Annotated in this window: 18 protein-coding genes and 4 tRNA genes; 17 read left to right on the forward strand and 5 right to left on the reverse strand. The window is 32.1% G+C overall.

Features of this window, described 5'->3' with window-relative positions:
• The first annotated feature begins 85 nt into the window (after positions 1–85).
• From AC1RO3_RS07510 to nrdG, 6 genes are all read left to right on the forward strand, one after another.
• A tRNA-Trp gene (locus AC1RO3_RS07510) sits at positions 86–159 on the forward strand.
• A gap of 12 nt (positions 160–171) precedes the next feature.
• A tRNA-His gene (locus AC1RO3_RS07515) sits at positions 172–244 on the forward strand.
• Between the two features lie 33 nt (positions 245–277).
• Positions 278–348: transfer RNA gene (locus AC1RO3_RS07520), tRNA-Cys, on the forward strand.
• 12 nt (positions 349–360) lie between these two features.
• Positions 361–444: transfer RNA gene (locus tag AC1RO3_RS07525), tRNA-Leu, on the forward strand.
• A 422-nt stretch (positions 445–866) separates the two neighbouring features.
• On the forward strand, positions 867–3,041 hold the full coding sequence (gene nrdD / locus AC1RO3_RS07530) for an anaerobic ribonucleoside-triphosphate reductase (protein WP_481761980.1): 2,175 nt from the start codon (positions 867–869) through the stop codon (positions 3,039–3,041).
• Positions 3,016–3,606, forward strand: coding sequence for an anaerobic ribonucleoside-triphosphate reductase activating protein (gene nrdG / locus AC1RO3_RS07535; protein WP_481761979.1), 591 nt, complete (start codon positions 3,016–3,018; stop codon positions 3,604–3,606). Before nrdD ends, nrdG begins: the two co-directional genes overlap by 26 nt.
• A 47-nt stretch (positions 3,607–3,653) precedes the next feature.
• Here nrdG and AC1RO3_RS07540 read toward each other — a convergent pair whose 3' ends face one another.
• The 3 genes from AC1RO3_RS07540 to AC1RO3_RS07550 are packed head-to-tail and all read right to left on the reverse strand — an operon-like array spanning position 3,654 to position 5,953.
• The gene (locus AC1RO3_RS07540) at positions 3,654–4,211 is read right to left on the reverse strand and encodes a M15 family metallopeptidase (protein ID WP_481761978.1); all 558 of its coding nucleotides are present in this window, start codon (positions 4,209–4,211) and stop codon (positions 3,654–3,656) included.
• A gap of 11 nt (positions 4,212–4,222) precedes the next feature.
• Positions 4,223–5,269 carry a sensor histidine kinase gene (locus tag AC1RO3_RS07545; RefSeq protein ID WP_481761977.1) on the reverse strand — a complete coding sequence of 349 codons (1,047 nt, stop codon included), beginning with the start codon at positions 5,267–5,269 and terminating at the stop codon, positions 4,223–4,225.
• A gap of 9 nt (positions 5,270–5,278) precedes the next feature.
• Positions 5,279–5,953 (reverse strand): response regulator transcription factor, encoded by a 675-nt coding sequence (locus AC1RO3_RS07550; RefSeq protein ID WP_481761976.1) that lies wholly within the window; start codon positions 5,951–5,953, stop codon positions 5,279–5,281.
• A gap of 140 nt (positions 5,954–6,093) precedes the next feature.
• On the opposite strand from AC1RO3_RS07550, the gene AC1RO3_RS07555 reads away from it, so the two are divergent.
• Entirely contained in the window at positions 6,094–6,849 is a 756-nt protein-coding gene (locus tag AC1RO3_RS07555; protein ID WP_481761983.1) for an ABC transporter ATP-binding protein, read from the forward strand.
• On the forward strand, positions 6,846–8,882 hold the full coding sequence (locus AC1RO3_RS07560; RefSeq protein ID WP_481761975.1) for an ABC transporter permease: 2,037 nt from the start codon (positions 6,846–6,848) through the stop codon (positions 8,880–8,882). The genes AC1RO3_RS07555 and AC1RO3_RS07560 overlap by 4 nt, the downstream gene beginning before the upstream one ends.
• A 180-nt stretch (positions 8,883–9,062) precedes the next feature.
• Here AC1RO3_RS07560 and AC1RO3_RS07565 read toward each other — a convergent pair whose 3' ends face one another.
• Positions 9,063–9,572 (reverse strand): antibiotic biosynthesis monooxygenase, encoded by a 510-nt coding sequence (locus AC1RO3_RS07565; RefSeq protein WP_481761974.1) that lies wholly within the window; start codon positions 9,570–9,572, stop codon positions 9,063–9,065.
• 91 nt (positions 9,573–9,663) lie between these two features.
• On the opposite strand from AC1RO3_RS07565, the gene AC1RO3_RS07570 reads away from it, so the two are divergent.
• The 5 genes from AC1RO3_RS07570 to pepF all read left to right on the forward strand — a co-directional run bounded on the left by AC1RO3_RS07570 (position 9,664) and on the right by pepF (position 15,125).
• On the forward strand, positions 9,664–10,401 hold the full coding sequence (locus tag AC1RO3_RS07570; RefSeq protein ID WP_481761973.1) for an MBL fold metallo-hydrolase: 738 nt from the start codon (positions 9,664–9,666) through the stop codon (positions 10,399–10,401).
• 405 nt (positions 10,402–10,806) lie between these two features.
• Positions 10,807–11,205 carry a transcriptional regulator SpxA gene (gene spxA, locus AC1RO3_RS07575; protein ID WP_481761972.1) on the forward strand — a complete coding sequence of 133 codons (399 nt, stop codon included), beginning with the start codon at positions 10,807–10,809 and terminating at the stop codon, positions 11,203–11,205.
• Positions 11,206–11,378: 173 nt separating this feature from the next.
• Positions 11,379–12,047 (forward strand): adaptor protein MecA, encoded by a 669-nt coding sequence (locus AC1RO3_RS07580; RefSeq protein ID WP_481762654.1) that lies wholly within the window; start codon positions 11,379–11,381, stop codon positions 12,045–12,047.
• A 66-nt stretch (positions 12,048–12,113) separates the two neighbouring features.
• Positions 12,114–13,256: a competence protein CoiA gene (locus AC1RO3_RS07585; RefSeq protein ID WP_481761970.1), complete on the forward strand. Its 1,143-nt coding sequence runs from the start codon at positions 12,114–12,116 to the stop codon at positions 13,254–13,256.
• Positions 13,257–13,304: 48 nt separating this feature from the next.
• Positions 13,305–15,125, forward strand: coding sequence for an oligoendopeptidase F (pepF, locus tag AC1RO3_RS07590; protein ID WP_481761969.1), 1,821 nt, complete (start codon positions 13,305–13,307; stop codon positions 15,123–15,125).
• Positions 15,126–15,169: 44 nt separating this feature from the next.
• On the opposite strand, the gene AC1RO3_RS07595 is transcribed toward pepF, so the two are convergent.
• Complete coding sequence (locus tag AC1RO3_RS07595) at positions 15,170–15,787, reverse strand: DsbA family protein (protein ID WP_481761968.1); 618 nt, start codon at positions 15,785–15,787, stop codon at positions 15,170–15,172.
• Between the two features lie 252 nt (positions 15,788–16,039).
• Here AC1RO3_RS07595 and yjbM point away from each other — a divergent pair, with 252 nt between their 5' ends.
• From yjbM to mgtE, 4 genes are read left to right on the forward strand one after another with little or no spacing between them, the layout of a single operon-like run.
• On the forward strand, positions 16,040–16,669 hold the full coding sequence (yjbM, locus tag AC1RO3_RS07600; protein WP_481761967.1) for a GTP diphosphokinase: 630 nt from the start codon (positions 16,040–16,042) through the stop codon (positions 16,667–16,669).
• A gap of 39 nt (positions 16,670–16,708) precedes the next feature.
• Entirely contained in the window at positions 16,709–17,512 is an 804-nt protein-coding gene (locus AC1RO3_RS07605) for an NAD kinase (protein ID WP_481761966.1), read from the forward strand.
• On the forward strand, positions 17,502–18,395 hold the full coding sequence (locus tag AC1RO3_RS07610; protein WP_481761982.1) for an RluA family pseudouridine synthase: 894 nt from the start codon (positions 17,502–17,504) through the stop codon (positions 18,393–18,395). Before AC1RO3_RS07605 ends, AC1RO3_RS07610 begins: the two co-directional genes overlap by 11 nt.
• Positions 18,396–18,412: 17 nt before the next feature.
• Positions 18,413–19,780, forward strand: coding sequence for a magnesium transporter (mgtE, locus tag AC1RO3_RS07615; RefSeq protein ID WP_481761981.1), 1,368 nt, complete (start codon positions 18,413–18,415; stop codon positions 19,778–19,780).
• Positions 19,781–19,898 lie beyond the last annotated feature (118 nt).

The following is a 19,898-nucleotide window of genomic DNA, read 5'->3' on the forward strand; positions in this document are numbered from 1 at the left end:
GAGTAGCGAAGAGGCTAAACGCGGCGGACTGTAAATCCGCTCCTTCGGGTTCGGTGGTTCGAATCCACTCTCTTCCATTTTTTATAGGGGTATAGTTTAAAGGTAGAACTACGGTCTCCAAAACCGTCAGTGTGGGTTCAATTCCTACTACCCCTGCCATTTTTTGTTTTGGCGATATTGGCGAAGTGGTTAACGCACCGGATTGTGGCTCCGGCACGCGTGGGTTCGATTCCCACATGTCGCCTTTTATAAGGTTATATCAAGTAATAATTAATATGGCGGTATAGCCAAGTGGTAAGGCAGAGGTCTGCAAAACCTTCATCACCGGTTCAAATCCGGTTACCGCCTTACACGAGTTATGCCGGTGTGGCGGAATTGGCAGACGCGCTGGACTCAAAATCCAGTTCCAGCAATGGAGTATCGGTTCGACCCCGATCACCGGTATTATTAAGTATTATAGAGAGTATTAGAAAACATGAAAGCCCATTGATTGGGCTTTTTTTGTACGCTAAATTATGAAGAATAATACGAAATTATAGAAAGTTGAGCTTTTGTTGAACTTTTTTGGCTCTTCGTCAACTGTTGTTGGTGGATAATAGTATGAAAATTCTAATCACTTAATAATTAGAGTTTTTTTGGTATAAATTTTTAAGTGTATAAAATATTCTGGTATTGAAATCATATAATAATTTTTTAACTGATATATATACGTCTAACTTTTTAATTACATTTCAAACATCTTGATAGTAAATCATAGTGTACAACAATATATAGATAGTATATATTGTTGTACACTATATATTGTTGTTTTTAAGAGGATAATCAAGTAACATATATTTATTGCTGTAAGAAAAGGAAGGTCACTTATGAAAAAAGTAGAGGTAAAGTTAGATATGCAAGTGCCTGACATATTTGAAAAGCGTGATGGTCGAAAAGTTGATTTTGCATTACGTAAAGTTTTAAGTAGTACTTTGCGTCGATTAAATAGTAAAAAAAATCAAGAAAGCTATCAGGAATTACTATTACATAAATTAAGTAATTATCAAAAAATTAATGCCCAAACGATGTATGGCTTAGTTATAGCTACATATCGTGAATTAGGCTACCGTGATGCATTGGATAGCTTTCAGGAATATAGAATAAATGATGAAAAATTGTGGAAAGAGCAAACTGATCCAGCTGGTCGTTTGGATAAATTATTAAATAAAGATGATACAATTGTTCATGAAAATGCTAATAAGGATAGCAATGTATTCAATACACAACGTGATTTGACGGCTGGGACAGTGGGTAAAACTTTGGGATTAAAATTAATGCCTGAATCACTAGCTAAAGCACATTTACGTGGTTCAATTCATTATCATGATTTAGATTACACACCCTGGAGTCCTATGACTAACTGCTGTCTGATTGATTTTAAAGAGATGTTAACAAATGGATTTAAAATAGGAAATGCTGAAGTTGAAAGTCCTCATTCAATTCAGACCGCAACTGCGCAAATGGCACAAATTATTGCTAATGTAGCCTCAAGTCAGTATGGTGGTTGTTCTGCAGATAGGGTGGATGAGTTACTAGCGCCATTTGCTGAATTAAATTATAAGAAGCATTTAATAGATGCAAAAGTATGGATTGGGAATCCAATAAAACAGATAGAATTTGCTAAACTTAAAACAAGCAAAGATATTTATGATGCCATGCAAGGATTAGAGTATGAAATCAATACTTTATTCTCTTCGCAAGGACAGACGCCGTTTACTACGTTAGGTTTTGGGTTGGGTGAAAGTTGGATTGAACGAGAAATTCAAATCTCAATTTTAAAAATTAGAATAAAAGGATTAGGTCGTGAGCATCGTACGGCAATATTTCCTAAATTAGTATTTACAATAAAAAAGGATTTAAACTTTAAACATGGGGACCCTAACTACGATATTAAGGCCTTAGCTGTTGATTGTGCTACGAAGAGAATGTACCCTGACATATTAATGTATGACAAGATAAAAGAGCTTACGGGCAGTTTCAAGGTACCTATGGGCTGTCGTAGCTTTCTGCAAGGATGGAAAGATAAAAATGGTAATGAAGTCAATTCTGGGCGTATGAATTTAGGCGTTGTTACAGTTAATTTACCACGAATTGCTTTGGAATCCGAAGGTAATATTGATTTATTTTGGGATATCTTTAAAGAGAGGATGCAGGTTTGTAAAGAGGCATTAGTCTTTAAAGTTAACCGTGTCAAGGAAGCTATCCCAGAGAATGCACCCATTCTATATCAACATGGTGCTTTTGGCGAAAGGTTAAAAGCAGACGGAGATGTTGATGATTTATTCAAGAATCGTCGCGCTACGGTCTCATTAGGTTATATTGGACTATATGAAGTTGGAACTGTTTTTTTTGGACCTAATTGGGAAAAAAATGAAAAGGCGCATAATTTTACGATTGACATCGTTAAACGCCTCAAGGAGTATTGTACAGATTGGTCAGATGAATACGATTATCATTTTAGTGTTTATTCAACTCCTAGTGAATCCTTAACAGATCGTTTCTGTGTATTAGACACTGAAAAATTTGGTGAAATTAAAGATGTTACAGAAAAGGAATATTATACAAATAGTTTTCATTATGACGTTAGGAAAAATCCAACTCCGTTTGAAAAATTGTCGTTTGAAATGGAATATCCTAAATATGCATCAGGTGGATTTATTCATTACTGTGAATACCCAAATTTACGTCAAAATCCTAAGGCTTTAGAAGCAGTCTGGGATTGGGCTTATGATAAAATCGGCTATTTAGGAACTAATACCCCTATTGATCATTGTTATAAATGTGGTTTTGATGGTGAATTTAACCCAACTGAACGAGGATTTGAATGCCCTAAATGTCAAAATCATGATCCAAAAACATGTGATGTTGTTAAAAGGACATGTGGATACTTAGGTAATCCACAGCAACGTCCGATGGTTCATGGACGTCATAAAGAAATTGCTTCTCGTGTTAAAAATATGACTTTAGGAATGGTTGATGATGGAACGACAAAAGAGAGTTAAAGCACCACGAAATCCGAAACCTAAAGAATGGATTGCCAGTGAGTTAAGCCAACAGTATATTGCATCTTATAAACCATTTAATTTTGTTGATGGTGAAGGGGTTCGTTGTAGTTTATACGTTAGTGGCTGTTTATTTGCTTGTCCGGGTTGTTATAATAAGGCAGCGCAAAATTTTAGATATGGGACACCATATACAAAAGAGCTTGAAGATCAAATAATAACTGATTTAAGCGAAGACTATTGCCAAGGATTAACTTTATTAGGCGGAGAGCCTTTTGTTAACACGCAGGTTTGTTTAAGCTTAGTGAATCGTATTCATGATACTTATGGATGGACGAAAGATATCTGGTCTTGGACTGGTTATACATGGGATGAATTAATGCTTGAATCTGATGATAAACTTGAATTACTTTCAAAGATTGATATTTTAGTCGACGGTCGATTCGAATTACCAAAAAAAGATTTAACTTTGCAATTTAGAGGTAGCTCAAATCAAAGAATTATTGATGTTCAAAAATCATTAATTGCGGGTGAAGTTATTCTCTGGGATAAATTGTTAAGATAAAAAACTTGTCACAATACCTTGTATGTAAGGTGTTGTGACAAGTTTTTTTAATAATCATTTGGATTCGCGATAAGTGGTGAATAGTCATTCATATCAGAATCTCTATAGTCCCACCATTCTTCAGAATATCCGATAAAACCAGCAGTTATCATAGCGTTATTTAGTATATCGTAATTTATTTGTTGTTGAGGTGTTCGTTTATAATTTCTTCCAGCTCGTTCTGAAAAGTCGTCAAATTCACTTTGCATGTTAAGCTCGTGGCCATCCATATCACAGATAGTTAAATCAAATGTCACGCCTTTTTGATGACTGAAATTAGGATTTGGCTTCGCTACAAAATTAGGATCGGGATAAACGTCAAATAATTTTTTTTGAGCAGAGACTGGTCTGTAGGCGTCCCAAATTTTTAAACGATAGCCTTGAGTTTTGAGTAATTGACTTGCGATACCAAGTTTCTTAGCTGTTCCTGTTCTAGCGATTGCTGTAGAAAAGTCATAAATAATTTGGTTAGTAAAGTTGTCTTTTGTAGCATAGCGTAAATCTACAATAATATTAGGATCAATATCTTTAATATTTGTAAAACCGAGTTCAATTTCTGATAACATGATAGACCCTCCTAGCGAAGAATTTCGCCCATTTCATCATTATAATAAGAAAGTTTAGGAAATATAATTTTAACTGTAGTACCTTCATTTTTTGGAGATTCAATTTCTAATTGGTGACCTAATTTTTGACTTAGTTGATTTGCTAAATAAAGGCCTAATCCGGTTGCATTTTGGTTGAATTGACGCCCGTTATTCCCGGTAAATCCTTTGTCAAAAACGCGAGCTAAATCTGCGTTCGGGATACCAATGCCATTATCTTTAATGGCTAATATCGTTTCTTTTTCAGTATCTTTAAGAGAAATAACGATTTCACCATTATTTGGTGTGTATTTTAATGAATTGGTAATCACTTGATTTAAGATAAAACGTAGCCATTTTGAATCAGTTAGAACGGAAATATCTGTACTGTTAAAAACGAAACGAATATGTTTTGAAAAAAATAAGTTCATATTATCCCGAATGACAAGATTAACTACTTTTTTTAGTGAATCATCTTGAATTAAATAATCATTTGAAAAGCTATCTAAACGAGAATAATAAATCACTTGTTCAACAAAATTTTCAATGTTTTTTAATTCAATTTCAGTTTGCATGACTTGTTTTTCAGATAGCTTGCCATCAGATGTTTCAATTAGTAACTGAATAGCAGCTAAGGGAACTTTAATATCATGAATCCAAGCATTTAAAAAATCCTCTTGTTCTTGTTGTTTAGACAAGATATTATTTATTTGTATTTGATGATTGTTTAATAGGGCATTAACATAACCCTGATATAAACGTTGTTCATTGGAATGTGCACCATTAATAGGAATCAATAAATCTGCTGTTGCTGGATCAATTGGTAATTTAAATTTTTGGTACCATTGATGATTAATCCAGTAACGTGTTACAACAAAAATACTTGATATAATAACTACCAGAATATCTATATATAATAATGTAGATAAAACAATGTTATGGAATGGATCAAACCACAATACAAGATTAATTAAGAGAATAACTAGAAGGAAAAAGATGATTGTTGTAATTCTATCTGAAATGTACTTAAAAAATGTCATTAGTGTCTCCTAAGGGATAAGATAACCTTGTCCTACCTTTGTCTCGATAAAATTGGGTAATCCAGCTTGTGCTATTTTTTTACGAACGCGATTAATATTAACGGTTAACGTATTGTCATCAACAAAATGTTCGTCTTCCCAGAGTTCTCGAAGTAATTTTTCACGGCTAACAATTTTCCCTGTCTGACGCATTAAATATTGCAGTAACTGGTACTCATTTTTTGATAAATCAATAATTTTATCGTTAAATTTTGCAGTTCCATTTTGTAAATTCAAAAAAAGGCCATTATGCTCGAGTGTTTCTGGTCCCATTTCTGCGTAATTGTAAGTGCGTCGTAATAATGCAGAAATTTTTGCAACTAAAACTTCCATTGAGTAAGGTTTATTTACGAAGTCATCGCCACCCATATTCATTGCCATAACCATATCCATATTGGTATTTCGGCTTGAGATAAATATAATTGGTACATTTGATATTTCACGGATTTTTTTACACCAGTAAAAGCCATCAAAATCGGGTAAATTAATGTCTAATAAAACTAAATGTGGTTTTTTTTCAATGAATTCAAGATCAATTTCACTAAAATTATTAATTAAAATAGGGTTGAATCGCCATTTTGCTAGACTATCTGCAGTAATGTTGGCAATTGTTTTATCATCTTCAACAATCATTATACTAAACATATTATCACCTCTTTAAAGTAAGAACTATTTACCCTACAATACCGGTTTTTAGCATTAAATTCAAATAGATAAAAAGCGTAAATAAATATTGGCGTAATTATCCTATATATAGGATAATACTTGGTAATAGGAGAAATGAAATTATGACATTTATTGAAGTAGATCACGTTAAAAAAATTTATGGAATGAAGTTTAATAGATCGACTGCAATTGATAATATTTCGTTTGTAATTGATTCAGGAGAATTTGTTGGTATTATGGGACCATCTGGTGCAGGAAAAACGACGTTATTAAATATGATGTCGACTATTGATAAGCCAACTTTTGGACATGTTAGAATAGATAACCAGGATATAACACAATATAATGAAAAAAAATTGTCTGAGTTTAGAAGACAACAGTTAGGGTTTATTTTTCAAGATTTTAATTTACTTAATTCGTTGACTATCAAGGAAAATATAATTTTGCCCTTAGCATTGGATAAAGTAAATGTAGAAATAATTGAGGCAAAACTTGCTAATATTGCTAATATTTTAAATTTAAATAATATTTTAAAACATTTTCCAAATGAAATTTCAATTGGTCAACAGCAGAGGGTTGCAGTTGCACGAGCTATTATAACGGCACCCAAAATGTTATTCGCAGATGAACCGACAGGAAGTCTAGATTCAAAAGCAGCTACGGAACTATTGAAGTATTTAACAGACGTGAATGAAAAGCAAAAGATGACGCTCATGATGGTAACTCATGATGCATTTACAGCTAGTTATTGTAAAAGAATTATTTTTATTAAAGATGGGAATATCTTTGCCGAAATTAGGCGAGATGGCTCTAGAAAAGAATTTTTCCAAAAAATAATTGATATGCAAGCAGCTATTGGTGGGGGAAAGCAATGAAACCACTAGTGAATATTGTTTTTAAAAGTATTTGGCGCAGTTTATGGGATTATTTAATTTACATTATTGCTAGTGCGATAGCAGTTACAGTTTATTTTTCATTTTTGTCAATGTCAATTAACAAAGAGTTAACACAAAATGCGCGCGTAGAGTTACCAATTTCTGTTACTTTACGTATTAGTAGTTTTTTAATTTTGATTTTTATTGCTTGTTTCATGATGTACACTAATCTTTTTGTGGCGAAACGGCGAGAAAAAGAAATTGCTGTTTACCATCTTCTTGGAGTGAAAAAAAAAGAAATTGCGACAATGCTATTTATTGAAAATTTAATTCTAGGTAATATAGCATTACTGATTGGTTTAGTGGTTGGTGCGATCTTTTCTAAATTATTTGCTATGATTTTGTTGAGGGCTATGTTTATTGTGGCAGATACCAATATTATTATATCTTGGCATAGTTTAATTAGTACAATAGTTATCTTTAACGTTATCTTTTTAATGATGTCAACTGTTAATGCAAGTGTTATTTATCGTAAACAATTAGTTTCATTGTTTAAAAATAGTGATAATGCCAGTGTCGAAAAATTTGGACCATTTAAACGATTTATGGCTATCATTAGTATCTTTTTTATTATTGTACCTTTATTTATGGCAGTAAATTTTGAAAATTTGGGACCTATTTTTAATGTTTGGTTACGTAAAAATGATTATTTTTTAGCAGTATTGATTATTGCAATTATGATTATCTTAGGGACTCTTTTGATTTTTAATTATTTGGTGCCGATAATGATAAGTATGATACAAAAATGGCGACATTTTATGTATCGGGGTGGTAGGCTACTTGCTTTTTCTAATTTAAAAGTCAGTTTAAGACAAAATAAGGTCATCTTAAGTTTAATGACTTTATTAATAATGTTCTCTTTATCTGTATTTATTGGAGTGGCTACGTTGTATTCATATTCCCAAAAAACAATTGATCAAGTGGCACCAGCTCATTTTATTACGGACGATTATCATTTAAAAACTGTAAAAAAAGTATTAAAACAAAACAATTTAATAGTGAAACAGCAAGTAAGTGGACATCTTAAAATTGTACCGATGAAAACAAGTGTTCAATTAAAAGCAAATAATCAAAGTGAAGCTAAAATTGTGCCAATTACAATAATGTCAGAAACAGATTATAATCATGCGCGTAAAATTCAAGATGATTTAGAACCGATTAAGATTAAATCGAATGAGACAGTTATGATTTTACACAAGTTAGCAAGATATCAAATTAATGATGATAACCAGCTCATTCAATTTAAGCAAAAATCAATGAACAAATTAAAGATAAAAACATACTTAAGTACGTTTCCGTATGGTGAAATACATTACATTCAAAATTTGTTAATTGTTAAAGATAGTGTCTACAAACGTGTTGATAGCAACACAAAATATGGACTTACAGCTATTAATATTAAAAATTATCAGGAATTTGCACAATCTAAAAATGATTTCGGACATAAATTAGATAATCAATCTAAAGAACAGACCTATTTGCAGCAGACAGGGACAACATTATCGAATGTCCGTTATAAATTTTCTAATCAAATTAAGTCAAACTACCATTATCGAAATTTGGGTGTGAGAAATCAAGTTGAAAAAAATGTTAACGAATTAGATGGGTTTTATATTTATATAGCATGTTTTATTAGTATTATTTTAGTATTAGCAACTTGTAGTATTTTAATGTTACAACAAATGATAGATCTTAGACAAAATCAAAAAACTTATTCACTAATGCAAAGTCTAGGTGTGACCAAAAAAGAGATTAAGCGAATTATTTATCAGCAAACAGCCAGTTTATTTTTAATTCCGGTTATTTTAGGATCGATAGAAGCAATATTTACTTTTAATATTTATGTCGCATTATTTGATCAACCTAACCTAAATGTTCTCATTTTCTTCTGGGGGACCTTCTATGTGATGTATTTAGGCTTATTTTTAATTACCGTGAGAGTGTTGAATCGGATAATAAATAACAGAGTTTAAGAACGGTTAAATGATTAATAGCCTAAAAGTTAGAAAACTTTTTAGGCTATTTTTTGGTTGGAAATTAAACATTTTTGGGGAATAACTATTGTAAAAAAATAGCTAATTAATGACTTGTTTGAGTCATTAATTAGCTATTAATATCGTTTGTGGAATACGGATTGTTTTTAACTAATTGGATTAATCTTTTATATTAATTAATTCATTAACAGAATACACTGCGTCTATGGGAGTAATTTGAAACTCACTTTCATAGTACTTTAACTGTTTATAATTTGACGTTTTACGCCAATTAATAAAATCAGATTGTTGCTTCCAAATTGTTAAAAAAACATAATTATAACCTTTAGATAAAGACTGTAATGTGTAAAAAGAAATGATACCAGTTGGTTTTGTTTGTTCATTAATAAAAGTTTGTACTTGAGCTAAGTAAACTTTACTTTCTTCATCGCTCAAAGTAATATATTTAAAATGATAAAAACCTTGCCATGAATCCATTCCTACATGATATCGAACACGGAAGTCTAATCCAGAGTAGAAAATAGAATTATCATCTGATGTGTCTAATAAGTAAGAATTATTGTACTTATTAATTGGATTAAGTAGAATAAATGATCGGGATGGATTATTTCGAATTATAGACTTTAAAAAATATTCAGCGCCTAATGCTGTGTTTATATGATTTAACAAAGATACATCTCCCATTTACTTTAATTCATTATTAAGTATAGCCCAAAAAAAGGTATAATAGAGTCAAAAGTAACAGGAAGGACAATTAAAAATGAAGTTGACAATTTTAGGATTCTATGGGGGTTATCCTGCCCATACAGTTGGAACTAGTTCATATTTAATTCAGAGTAATGGTTTTAATTTATTGTTGGACTGTGGAAGTGGAGCAATGCTTAGTCTAGAACCTAAACTAGATTCCTTGAAGTTAGATGCAGTTGTTTTATCACATTATCATCAGGATCATATCGCAGATGTCGGCGTTTTACAGTATAGCTGGCAGATTAACGGTGAACAAGTGAAGCAACCACTTCCTATTTATGGGCCATCTATTGATCAAGAAGCATTAGCAAAATTAACTTGGGCAAATGCGACAATTGGAATAGGATATAAGAATAAAGAAGTTATAGACATTGGGCCTTTTACTTTTGAATTTTTAGAAACAATTCACCCAGTGCCTACATATGCTATGAGAATAACGGAACGGGCAACTGGGAAGGTCTTTGTTTTTACAGCTGATACGGCGTATGACGAAAAATTAAATGAAATTAGTCAAAATGCAGATATATTAATGACCGATACAAACTTTTTTGATGATAAAATTGGCAAAAAATGGCATATGACATCTACCGAGTCTGGAAAGTTTGCTCGTTTAAATAATGCTAAAAGATTAATTTTAACGCATTTACCAGCAAATGGTTCCCACGAATTATTAAAAGAACAAGCTGAATTATCAGCTGGCAATAATATCGATATAATACTCGCAAAAAAATATTTAGAACTAATTTTGTAATCGGATACATATTGTTAAATTTTTTTAACAATATGTATCTTTTTTTTGAAAAATAAAATAATGATAAGATTGTTGCAAATAAACGATTAAGTGCGTGTTACGTACTTTTAGTAAGTATATATCGAGTGTAAAGTATATTAAATAATTGAGATAGCAAATTATTTTTCATTCAATAAATAATAATAACTATAAAATATATGTAATATCATACTCGAAATATAAAAAACAATATCAAAAATGATGTCATTTAATCATTTAATAATGAACACAAATGAATTAAATGTATTATTAGTAAAAATATTAATTAGTAAATTTTTTTAATAAAATGGTAGTAATTTGTTTGATAATAAGTTACAATTGTTTTATAGGAATTGATAAATTTTTTATTAAAAGGAGAGAGCGCATATGGTAACTTTATATACTTCACCAAGTTGTACATCTTGTCGAAAAGCACGTGCATGGCTTAAGGAAAATAATATTCCATTCCAAGAACGTAATATTTTTTCTGAGCCTCTCAACATTGATGAAATTAAAACAATTTTGCAAATGACTGAAAATGGAACAGAAGAAGTTATTTCTAAACGCTCAAAAGTTTATCAGGAACTAGATATGGACTTAGACGATTTACCACTTCAAGAATTATTCTCATTAATTCAAGATAATCCTGGTTTATTACGTCGTCCTATTATTCTAGATGAAAAACGATTACAGGTTGGATATAACGAAGACGAAATTCGTCGCTTCTTACCAAGGGATGTACGTGCTTTAGAATTACAAAAGGCACAATTACTTGCTGGATTTTAATTAATTTAAAATTAAATAATATTGAAACATTAGTTTTTAATAAGGTAACATGGTAAAATTCAGGAAGACGCATTCCTGAATTTTTTTTATTTAGTTTAAACTACTTTACAAATAGTAAATTTTAGATAGAATTAAGGTCAAGTTATCAGAAAGATGGGTGATTAGTAATGAAAATGGAAAAAATAAATGAAAATACAATTCGTGTTTTAGTTGAAGATGAAGATTTATCTAAAAGAGGTATTACTGTTTTAGATTTATTAGGTAATAGAACTCAAATTGAAGATTTCTTTTATAGTATTTTACGCGAAGTAGACACGGAACATGAATTTGAAAATAATGAAGCAGTTACCTTCCAGGTATTACCTAATCGAGATGGCTTGGAGTTATTTATCAGTCGTGGAAAGCCAGACGAGACGCAAAATCCGAAAGAAATAAACATTTCTGATTTATCTGAGAATGATGATCTAGGAAGCTTTATAAAAGATAGATTAGCTGAGCTTGAAGACAGTGACAATGACTCACAAGATACTGTTGGATCGGGTTATAAAAAATCTGCTCAAACAAGAATGTTTGAATTTGGGGACTTCGAAGATTTTATTCAATTAGCTAAAATTTTTAGACCAACAAATACACAAAGCAATTTATTTAAAGTCCAAAATAAATATTTTTTAGAACTAATTTTTGATAAAGATAATACAACAAAAGAAACAATCGAAAATGATATAGCTGTCGCATTAGAGTATGCACAGGTTGTCTCATCGACAGGACCATTTATGGAAGAACGTGGTAAAAAGATTATGTCATCTGACGCACTCTCTGAGGCAAGAAGATACTTTAAATAAACAAACTAATCGAAAAAGGTTAGTTTGTTTTTTTGCGTATTTAAATTGTAACAAGGGGTAATTTGAATGATATTTGCAAAACAAGAACACGTAGATGAGTTGGTATGCGCAATAAATTTTAAGCAAAACAATAAATATTTTTGTCCTGGTTGCGGAGAGCGTGTTGTCTTTAAAGAAGGCCCGCAAAAACAAGCTCATTTTGCTCATTTTAAAAAGTCATGTCATTTTTTTTCAGAAGGTGAAACGAAAATACATGTCACAGGGAAAAATTTAATTAAAATGTGGGCAGAAAAAAGACATAAAAGAGCAGATATTGAGCAATATTTGCCTAAACTAAAGCAACGACCGGATGTTTTAATAAATTTAAAAAATAGCCAGTTAGTCGTAGAGTACCAATGCAGTCCGTTGACGCTAAAAGATTTTAACAAAAGGACTGACGGTTATAAACAAAATGGGTATCGTATTTTTTGGATTCTAGGGATGAAACATCGTTTAAATAAAAAATTAACACAACAACAAGCAATGTTTATAAATTTCCATAAAAATATTGGTTATTTCTTAGTATTTATCGATACTGAGCGACAGTGTTTAATTTTAAATTATGAATTATGGTTTGAAAATTTATATGGTATTCGTTACTGCACAAAAGTATTTAATGATGTAACAGACTTAATGGTATTTATCAAAAATAATTGTAGGAATAAAACTTTGAATTTGTCACCAGCAGACTTGTTCCGTCAATTGACTAAGTTAGAGAAAAATTGTTATTATTTGAATCATTATTTAAAGCAACAGATTGATTTTTGCTACATGCAGCGATATTATTTTATGGGATTTCCGATATATTGCTTGAGTCAGACGCGTCTTCCGCCAATCTATCGACATGATGACTTTTTTTGGAGAATTCGAGTTATTTTAGATTTGCAAAAATATACCACTGATGTTATTTCGAAAAAAGAGCTTGAGTTATTATTTAACCTGCAACAAAAAATCACAAAAACTCTTTTTGAAATGCCACTTGTTGGTCATCTAGCAATTAAACAAGTTAATAATGCATATATTAAGGGTTTAATTAAAAATCATATTTTAATACCAATTAAAGAATCCGAAAATTATCGAATTGACAATCAGATTGTATGGTCCAGTGATATATCGCTAAAAATGGAAAATTTACAGTTGAGGCATACATTTATTTCAAATTTTGATTAAAAATATGTTATCTTATAGGAGTAAATAAACGATATTCGGAGGCTTTTTATGACAGTAGCTAAGCAATTACCAAAGCGTGAAGAGGTACCAGAAAATTTAACGTGGGATGTAGAAAAAATATATGGTTCAGATTCATTATTTGAAGAGGATTACAAAAAAATTGAAGAATCTGTAGTAACTATCGCTAACTTTAAAGGTACATTGAGTCAAGATAGTACAACAATGTTACGTGGATTAGAAGCTATTTTGGCGCTTGAACGGATGCTCGAAAAAGTATACGTGTATGCGAATTTAAAAAATGATCAAGATACAGAAAATTCAACATATCAAGCTTTAAATTCAAGGGCTGGCGCCTTGGCAGCTAAGGTATCGGCTGCTATTTCTTGGTTTGAACCTGAAATTATTGCGATACCAGAGGATACTTTAAAGCAATTTATGTCTGATAATCCTGATTTAAAAGGCTATCGTCATTTTTTTGATAGTTTATTATTGGAGAAGGATCATGTCCTTTCGCATGCTGAAGAAACGCTCTTAGCTGGAGCAGGGGATATATTTAGCGCCTCTTCTAAAACGTTTGAAATACTGAACAATGCTGATTTGAAATTTCCAGTTGTTCAAGACGAACAAGGTAATGATGTTCAATTATCACAAGGTATTTATGGGGTCCTTCTAGAATCAACTTCTAGAAGTGTTAGAGAACAGGCCTTTAAAAAATTATATGAAGTCTATGGTCAATTTCAAAACACACTAGCTTCAACACTTTCAAGCCATGTTAAAGTTCATAACTATAGTGCACAAGTTCGACATTATAAAAGTGCCAGAGATGCGTCATTATCAAATAATCAGATACCTGAAGTTGTCTACAATACACTAATTGAGCAGGTTAATAAGAATTTACCGTTGTTACACCGTTATGTTGCATTACGTAAGAAAATTTTAAAAGTTGAAAAATTACATTCATACGATTTATATACACCAATAACAGGCGAACCCGCACTAAGTTACACGTATGATGAAGCGAAAAGTGAGGCATTAAAAGCCTTAGATAAAATGGGACCTGATTATCTAAGTCATGTTCAAGAGGCATTTGATAACCGTTGGATTGATGTTGTTGAAAATCAAGGTAAAAGAAGTGGTGCCTATTCATCAGGTATGTATGATACAGCACCATATATGTTATTAAACTGGCAAAATAATGTAAATAATCTTTATACATTGGTACATGAAATGGGACATAGTATTCATAGTTACTATACGCATCATAATCAGCCTTATTTGTATGGTGATTATCCAATTTTTTTAGCAGAAATTGCGTCAACAACTAATGAAAATACGTTAACACATTATTTATTAAAGACTCAAACAGATCCTAAGGTTAGGGCATTTTTACTTAATTATTATTTAGACGGGTTTAAAGGAACTATCTTCCGTCAAACACAATTTGCAGAATTTGAACATTGGATTCATGAGGAAGACGCGGTTGGAAACCCACTAACGGCTGATAAACTGTCTAAATACTATGCTGATTTAAATCAAAAATATTATGGAGAGAGTTTAGAACGTGATCCAGAAATTGCAATGGAATGGTCAAGAATTCCGCATTTTTATTATAATTATTATGTCTATCAATATGCAACAGGGTTTGCTGCTGCAACCACTTTATCTGAGGGAATCACTAGTGGAAAACCTGATGCATTAGAAAACTATTTGAATTATTTGAAAGCTGGGAGTTCAGATTTTCCAGTTGATGTCATGAAAAAAGCAGGTGTAGATATGACTAAGTCAGCATATCTAGTTAACGCATTTGCTGTATTTGAAGCAAGATTGAATGAATTAGAGGCATTATTACCTCAAATCTTAGAGAAATAAAAAATACGTAACTTAGTTAAAAAACTAAGCTACGTATTTTTATTTTATAAAACGTATAGTTGGTTTTGAGGGTTAATTGCTTGATGTAAGTCATTTTGAATATTAAAATCACCAGCACAAACTTTCGAAATATCTACTAAATCAGCATCTGGGAAGGATACACCACAGTCTAGACCATCAATATTATTAATGACGATTGTGGGATGCATTGTAACGTTCATATCATTGGCAATTTTTTGATCATTTTTAAATGATTTTTTTGCTAACACTGAATGTCTATCTTCATTAAACATTTCCCAGTTTAAGTTAACTTCTTTAGCAACTCGTTGAATGAGCTCTTCTGAGTAACAAGTGCTATCTTGAACTAAAGCCGCTTGAATTGCCATTAAGAAATCACGTCCACGTTTTTTTCCTTGAAAAAGAGCTGCTTTATAATCTAAAGCGGCTTGGTAAATTGACCCAGATAACACATTTCGAAGCGCTAAGTTACGTGTATCAAGATTTTTTTCAATCATGACATTGTGCACTGTTTGGATGTTTAACATGGGTACAAATTGGAATGAGATTTTTTGGGGAGATAGACGAATAAAGTCTAAAACCTTTTGTTCAGATTTGAAGCATTTTGTACCTAATGGGTTGACAAATAAATAAATTTCTAGCAAGAGTACTCCTCCAATTATAGTGATTAGATTTAAAATCGTGTGGGGTTTGATTTCATTTCTGTTTTAATAACTATTACCACTTTACCAAATTTTTTTTTTTTTTCAATTATTAACACTTAATTAATAACAGATATTATTAAAATTACTTGTTTTTTGAAAGATTTGGTAACATTGTGAGGTTAATTCGGAACTGAATCACTAATTTATGCTAAAATGAGATGAGTAAATTGAATAATAGAATAGAGTGATAAAATGGTAGAAGATTGGAAATATTTCTTTAGACCCTATGAACAGGCCGTTTCAGAAATGAAAATAAAAATGCGTGGTTTAAGAAAACAGTTCACGGGTATTGGTCAACATTCGCCAATTGAATTTGTGACAAGTCGGGTTAAATCAGTTGATAGTATTTTAGAGAAAATTGAACGACGTCAAATTTCTGAAGAACGTTTAGAAACTGACATGCAAGATATTGCGGGTATTCGCATTATGTGCCAATTTGTTGATGATATTTATCAGGTTGTTGACTTATTACGTTCTCGAAATGATATGACCGTTGTAGAAGAACGTGACTACATTACTAATAAAAAAGCGAGCGGTTATCGCTCATATCATATTGTACTTAAGTACCCGGTTCAAATGATAAATGGAGAAAAAAATGTACTTGTTGAAATTCAAATTCGCACGTTAGCTATGAATTTTTGGGCAACGATTGAGCACTCTTTAAATTATAAATATCAAGGAGAATTTCCTAGCCAATTAAATGCACGGCTCGAACGGGCAGCAGAGGCTGCGTTTAAATTAGACACTGAAATGTCCGAAATTAGAGAAGAGATTCAAGAAGCGCAGCATTTATTTTATGGTAAGGGTTTAAACAAAAAATAAACATTAGGTATCATGGGCGTCAGGAAAAGAGGGTTACGAATGAAAGTTGCTATTTTCGAAAATGATGGGGAAAAATCGCAAAAAGTTGGTAAAGAACTGTATCAAAAACTAACGGATGCACATATCGTAATTGATAATAGTCATCCTGAAATTGTGATTACGGTTGGTGGGGATGGAACTTTGCTTTCTGCTTTCAAACATTACCAAGATAACCTTGAAAACATTAGATTTGTTGGCGTACATACAGGGCATTTAGGTTTTTATACGGATTGGCGAGATGATGAAATTTCAGATTTAGTTACTAGTCTCCAATCAGATAATAAACAATCAATTAATTATCCATTATTAGATGTTAAAGTTGATTATTTTGATGCAGAATCAGAAAGATTTCTTGCATTAAATGAATCAACCTTAAAAAGGATTAACAATACAATGGTAACGGATGTTTATATTGGTGATCAGTTATTTGAAAAGTTTCGTGGAGATGGTTTGTGCATTTCTACGCCTACTGGATCTACTGCCTATAATAAATCGGTTGGTGGAGCGGTTATTCATCCCGAACTCGAGTCAATACAAATGGCAGAAATTGCGTCTATTAACAATCGTGTGTTTAGGACGCTAAGCTCACCAGTTATTGTGGCTTCAAATGATTGGATTACACTGAAACCAACACAAAGCAGTGACTTTGTTTTTAGTATAGACCAAGAAATCTATCATAATCGGCAAATTAAGGCAATTAAATATAAAATAGCGAAGGAACACATTTGTTTTGCCAAATATCGACATAATAATTTCTGGAAACGTGTAAATGAGGCGTTTATTGGTAGTGATTATGCAGATTGATTGGCAGTATACAGGGACGTCTCCTCAAAAAGTGAAGACTTTTCTGAAAAATGAAGGTGTATCTAGGCGATTACTTGCAACGCTTAAGTATTGTGGTGGTAAGCTATTAGTCAACGATAACGAGCAGTGGGCAATTGACTTCATTCAAACAAATGATAAAGTGAGTATTGTTCTACCAGCTGAGAAAAATAAAAATGAATTAAAAAAATCGTTTGTACCAATTGATATCGTTTTTGAAGATCGCGATTTTTTAATTATTAATAAACCAGCACATGTTGCCTCAATTCCTTCATATTTACATCCGGAGGATACCTTGATTAATCGTGTCGCAGGCTATTATCAAAATCGACATTTAAATGATTTTATTCCACATATTGCGACGCGACTTGATCGTGATACGAGTGGGTTAGTATTGTTTGCTAAACATCGATTTGCTCACGCTTTATTGGATCAACAGTTACAAAATCATCTAATTAAAAAGTACTATACAGCATTTGTCGAAGGACAGATTGAAACTCCGCATGGGACAATTGATGAGCCAATTATGCGTGATCCAGAATCATTCATTAAGAGGCAGGTTGGCCATGGGGAAGGTAGTCAAGTAGCTTTAACTGAGTATTGGTTAGAGAAATCTGTAAAAGGTATTAGTCAATATAAAATCCAATTACATACGGGGAGAACACATCAAATTCGTGTTCATTTTGCATCCACAGGGCATCCCTTAGTTGGTGATACATTGTATGGTGGGCATATAATTATGCCAATGCAACGCCAAGCGCTACACTGTAGTGAAATTGAGTTTTATCAACCATTTACACATGAACAGATAAATGTTCAGAGTCACCTTGCATCGGATATGCAAAAATTTATAAATAAAAAATAAACGAGGTATTCATCATGGTGGATACAGAAAAATATAACCAAATAAAAACTGAAGAAATTATTGATTCGCTTGAAAAGAATCAACAATATAATTTTCACAATGAATTTACAGATTTGCATGTTTATGAGCAAGCTGAGATTTTTTCAGTGCTTAATAAAGAGCAACGCCAAAAGGTGTATCAGTACCTGACGCCTAAGGAATTGAGTGACACATTTGATGCCGCTGAAGATGATCCGGAAGATGTTGTTAAATATTTTGATGAAATGTCTCTAAAGTATGTGGCTGAGTTATTAGATAATATGTACACTGATAATGAGGTTGACCTGTTGGGACAACTGGATCAGCATAAATTAGCGAGATATTTAGGTCTGATGGATAAAGATAAGGCCTATGAAATAAAAAGTCTGCTGCATTATGAAGATAAGACAGCTGGTGCTATTATGTCAACTGATTTTGCCTCAATAACCTCAGATCAAACAGTGAGTTCTGCAATGCGTACTTTAAGAGAAGAAGCAAGTGATGCGGAAACAATTTACTATGATTATGTTATTAATAATGATCAGCGTTTGATGGGGATTGTAACATTACGTAATTTATTAATGAGTAATGAGAAGGCGTTAATTGGAGATATCATGACGACACCAGTTATGTCTGTTAAAGCTGATGACGATCAAGCAGACGTTGCCAAGATGATTCGGGATTATAACTTTTTAGCAATGCCAGTTACAAATTATGATGAACAATTAATTGGTGTGATTACTGTTGATGATATTATTGATGTTATTGATGAAGAATCGGCTGAGGATTACTCTGGTTTGGCCGGTGTCGATACTGAAGATCAAACAGAAAATCCATTTAAAGCAGCATCAAAACGTTTGCCATGGTTGATAACGTTATTATTTTTAGGTATGTCAACGGCAAGTTTAGTTAGTCATTTTGAAGGGTTACTGAGTGAAGCAAGTATTTTAGCTGTCTTCATTTCATTGATTACAGGAACGGCCGGTAATGCCGGAACACAAAGTTTAGCTGTTGCTGTTCGACGCCTAGCTGTAAAAGATGACAATGAACAAAGTGTGCTTAGACTAATTATAAGTGAAGTTTTCACTGGATTAGTAATTGGGGTTGTAACGGGTATTTCCGTCACTTTAATTGTCGGACTCTGGAAGGGTAACTTTGTTCTCGGGATGGTGATAGGACTTGCAATGATGTGCGCTATTACGGTGGCAAATTTAGCGGGTAGTTTTATACCAATTTTAATGGATAAAATTGGTGTTGATCCAGCAGTTGCATCAGGGCCATTTATTTCGACATTGAGTGATTTAACTTCTGTGTTAATTTATTTTAGTATTGCACAAGTATTCTTAAAATTTTTTATTGCGACTTAAAGAAAAACTTAAAAAGGTTCCAACAACTTCAGATTGAGTGATGTAATAATCCCTTTATGGTTGTCAGATGAAATAATATAATTTCATCCGATAATCATGGAGGGATTTTTGTATGTCC

It is taken from the genome of Dellaglioa sp. CoH-57-MRSF-19 (assembly GCF_056781975.1).

Excerpts from the sequence above, each read along its gene's own strand:
- nrdD (WP_481761980.1), top strand. The coding sequence starts at position 867 with ATGAAAAAAGTAGAGGTAAAGTTAGATATGCAAGTGCCTGACATATTT.
- nrdG (WP_481761979.1), top strand. The coding sequence starts at position 3,016 with ATGATGGAACGACAAAAGAGAGTTAAAGCACCACGAAATCCGAAACCT.
- AC1RO3_RS07540 (WP_481761978.1), bottom strand. The coding sequence starts at position 4,211 with ATGTTATCAGAAATTGAACTCGGTTTTACAAATATTAAAGATATTGAT.
- AC1RO3_RS07545 (WP_481761977.1), bottom strand. The coding sequence starts at position 5,269 with ATGACATTTTTTAAGTACATTTCAGATAGAATTACAACAATCATCTTT.
- AC1RO3_RS07550 (WP_481761976.1), bottom strand. The coding sequence starts at position 5,953 with ATGTTTAGTATAATGATTGTTGAAGATGATAAAACAATTGCCAACATT.
- AC1RO3_RS07560 (WP_481761975.1), top strand. The coding sequence starts at position 6,846 with ATGAAACCACTAGTGAATATTGTTTTTAAAAGTATTTGGCGCAGTTTA.
- AC1RO3_RS07570 (WP_481761973.1), top strand. The coding sequence starts at position 9,664 with ATGAAGTTGACAATTTTAGGATTCTATGGGGGTTATCCTGCCCATACA.
- spxA (WP_481761972.1), top strand. The coding sequence starts at position 10,807 with ATGGTAACTTTATATACTTCACCAAGTTGTACATCTTGTCGAAAAGCA.
- AC1RO3_RS07580 (WP_481762654.1), top strand. The coding sequence starts at position 11,379 with ATGGAAAAAATAAATGAAAATACAATTCGTGTTTTAGTTGAAGATGAA.
- AC1RO3_RS07585 (WP_481761970.1), top strand. The coding sequence starts at position 12,114 with ATGATATTTGCAAAACAAGAACACGTAGATGAGTTGGTATGCGCAATA.
- pepF (WP_481761969.1), top strand. The coding sequence starts at position 13,305 with ATGACAGTAGCTAAGCAATTACCAAAGCGTGAAGAGGTACCAGAAAAT.
- yjbM (WP_481761967.1), top strand. The coding sequence starts at position 16,040 with ATGGTAGAAGATTGGAAATATTTCTTTAGACCCTATGAACAGGCCGTT.
- AC1RO3_RS07605 (WP_481761966.1), top strand. The coding sequence starts at position 16,709 with ATGAAAGTTGCTATTTTCGAAAATGATGGGGAAAAATCGCAAAAAGTT.
- AC1RO3_RS07610 (WP_481761982.1), top strand. The coding sequence starts at position 17,502 with ATGCAGATTGATTGGCAGTATACAGGGACGTCTCCTCAAAAAGTGAAG.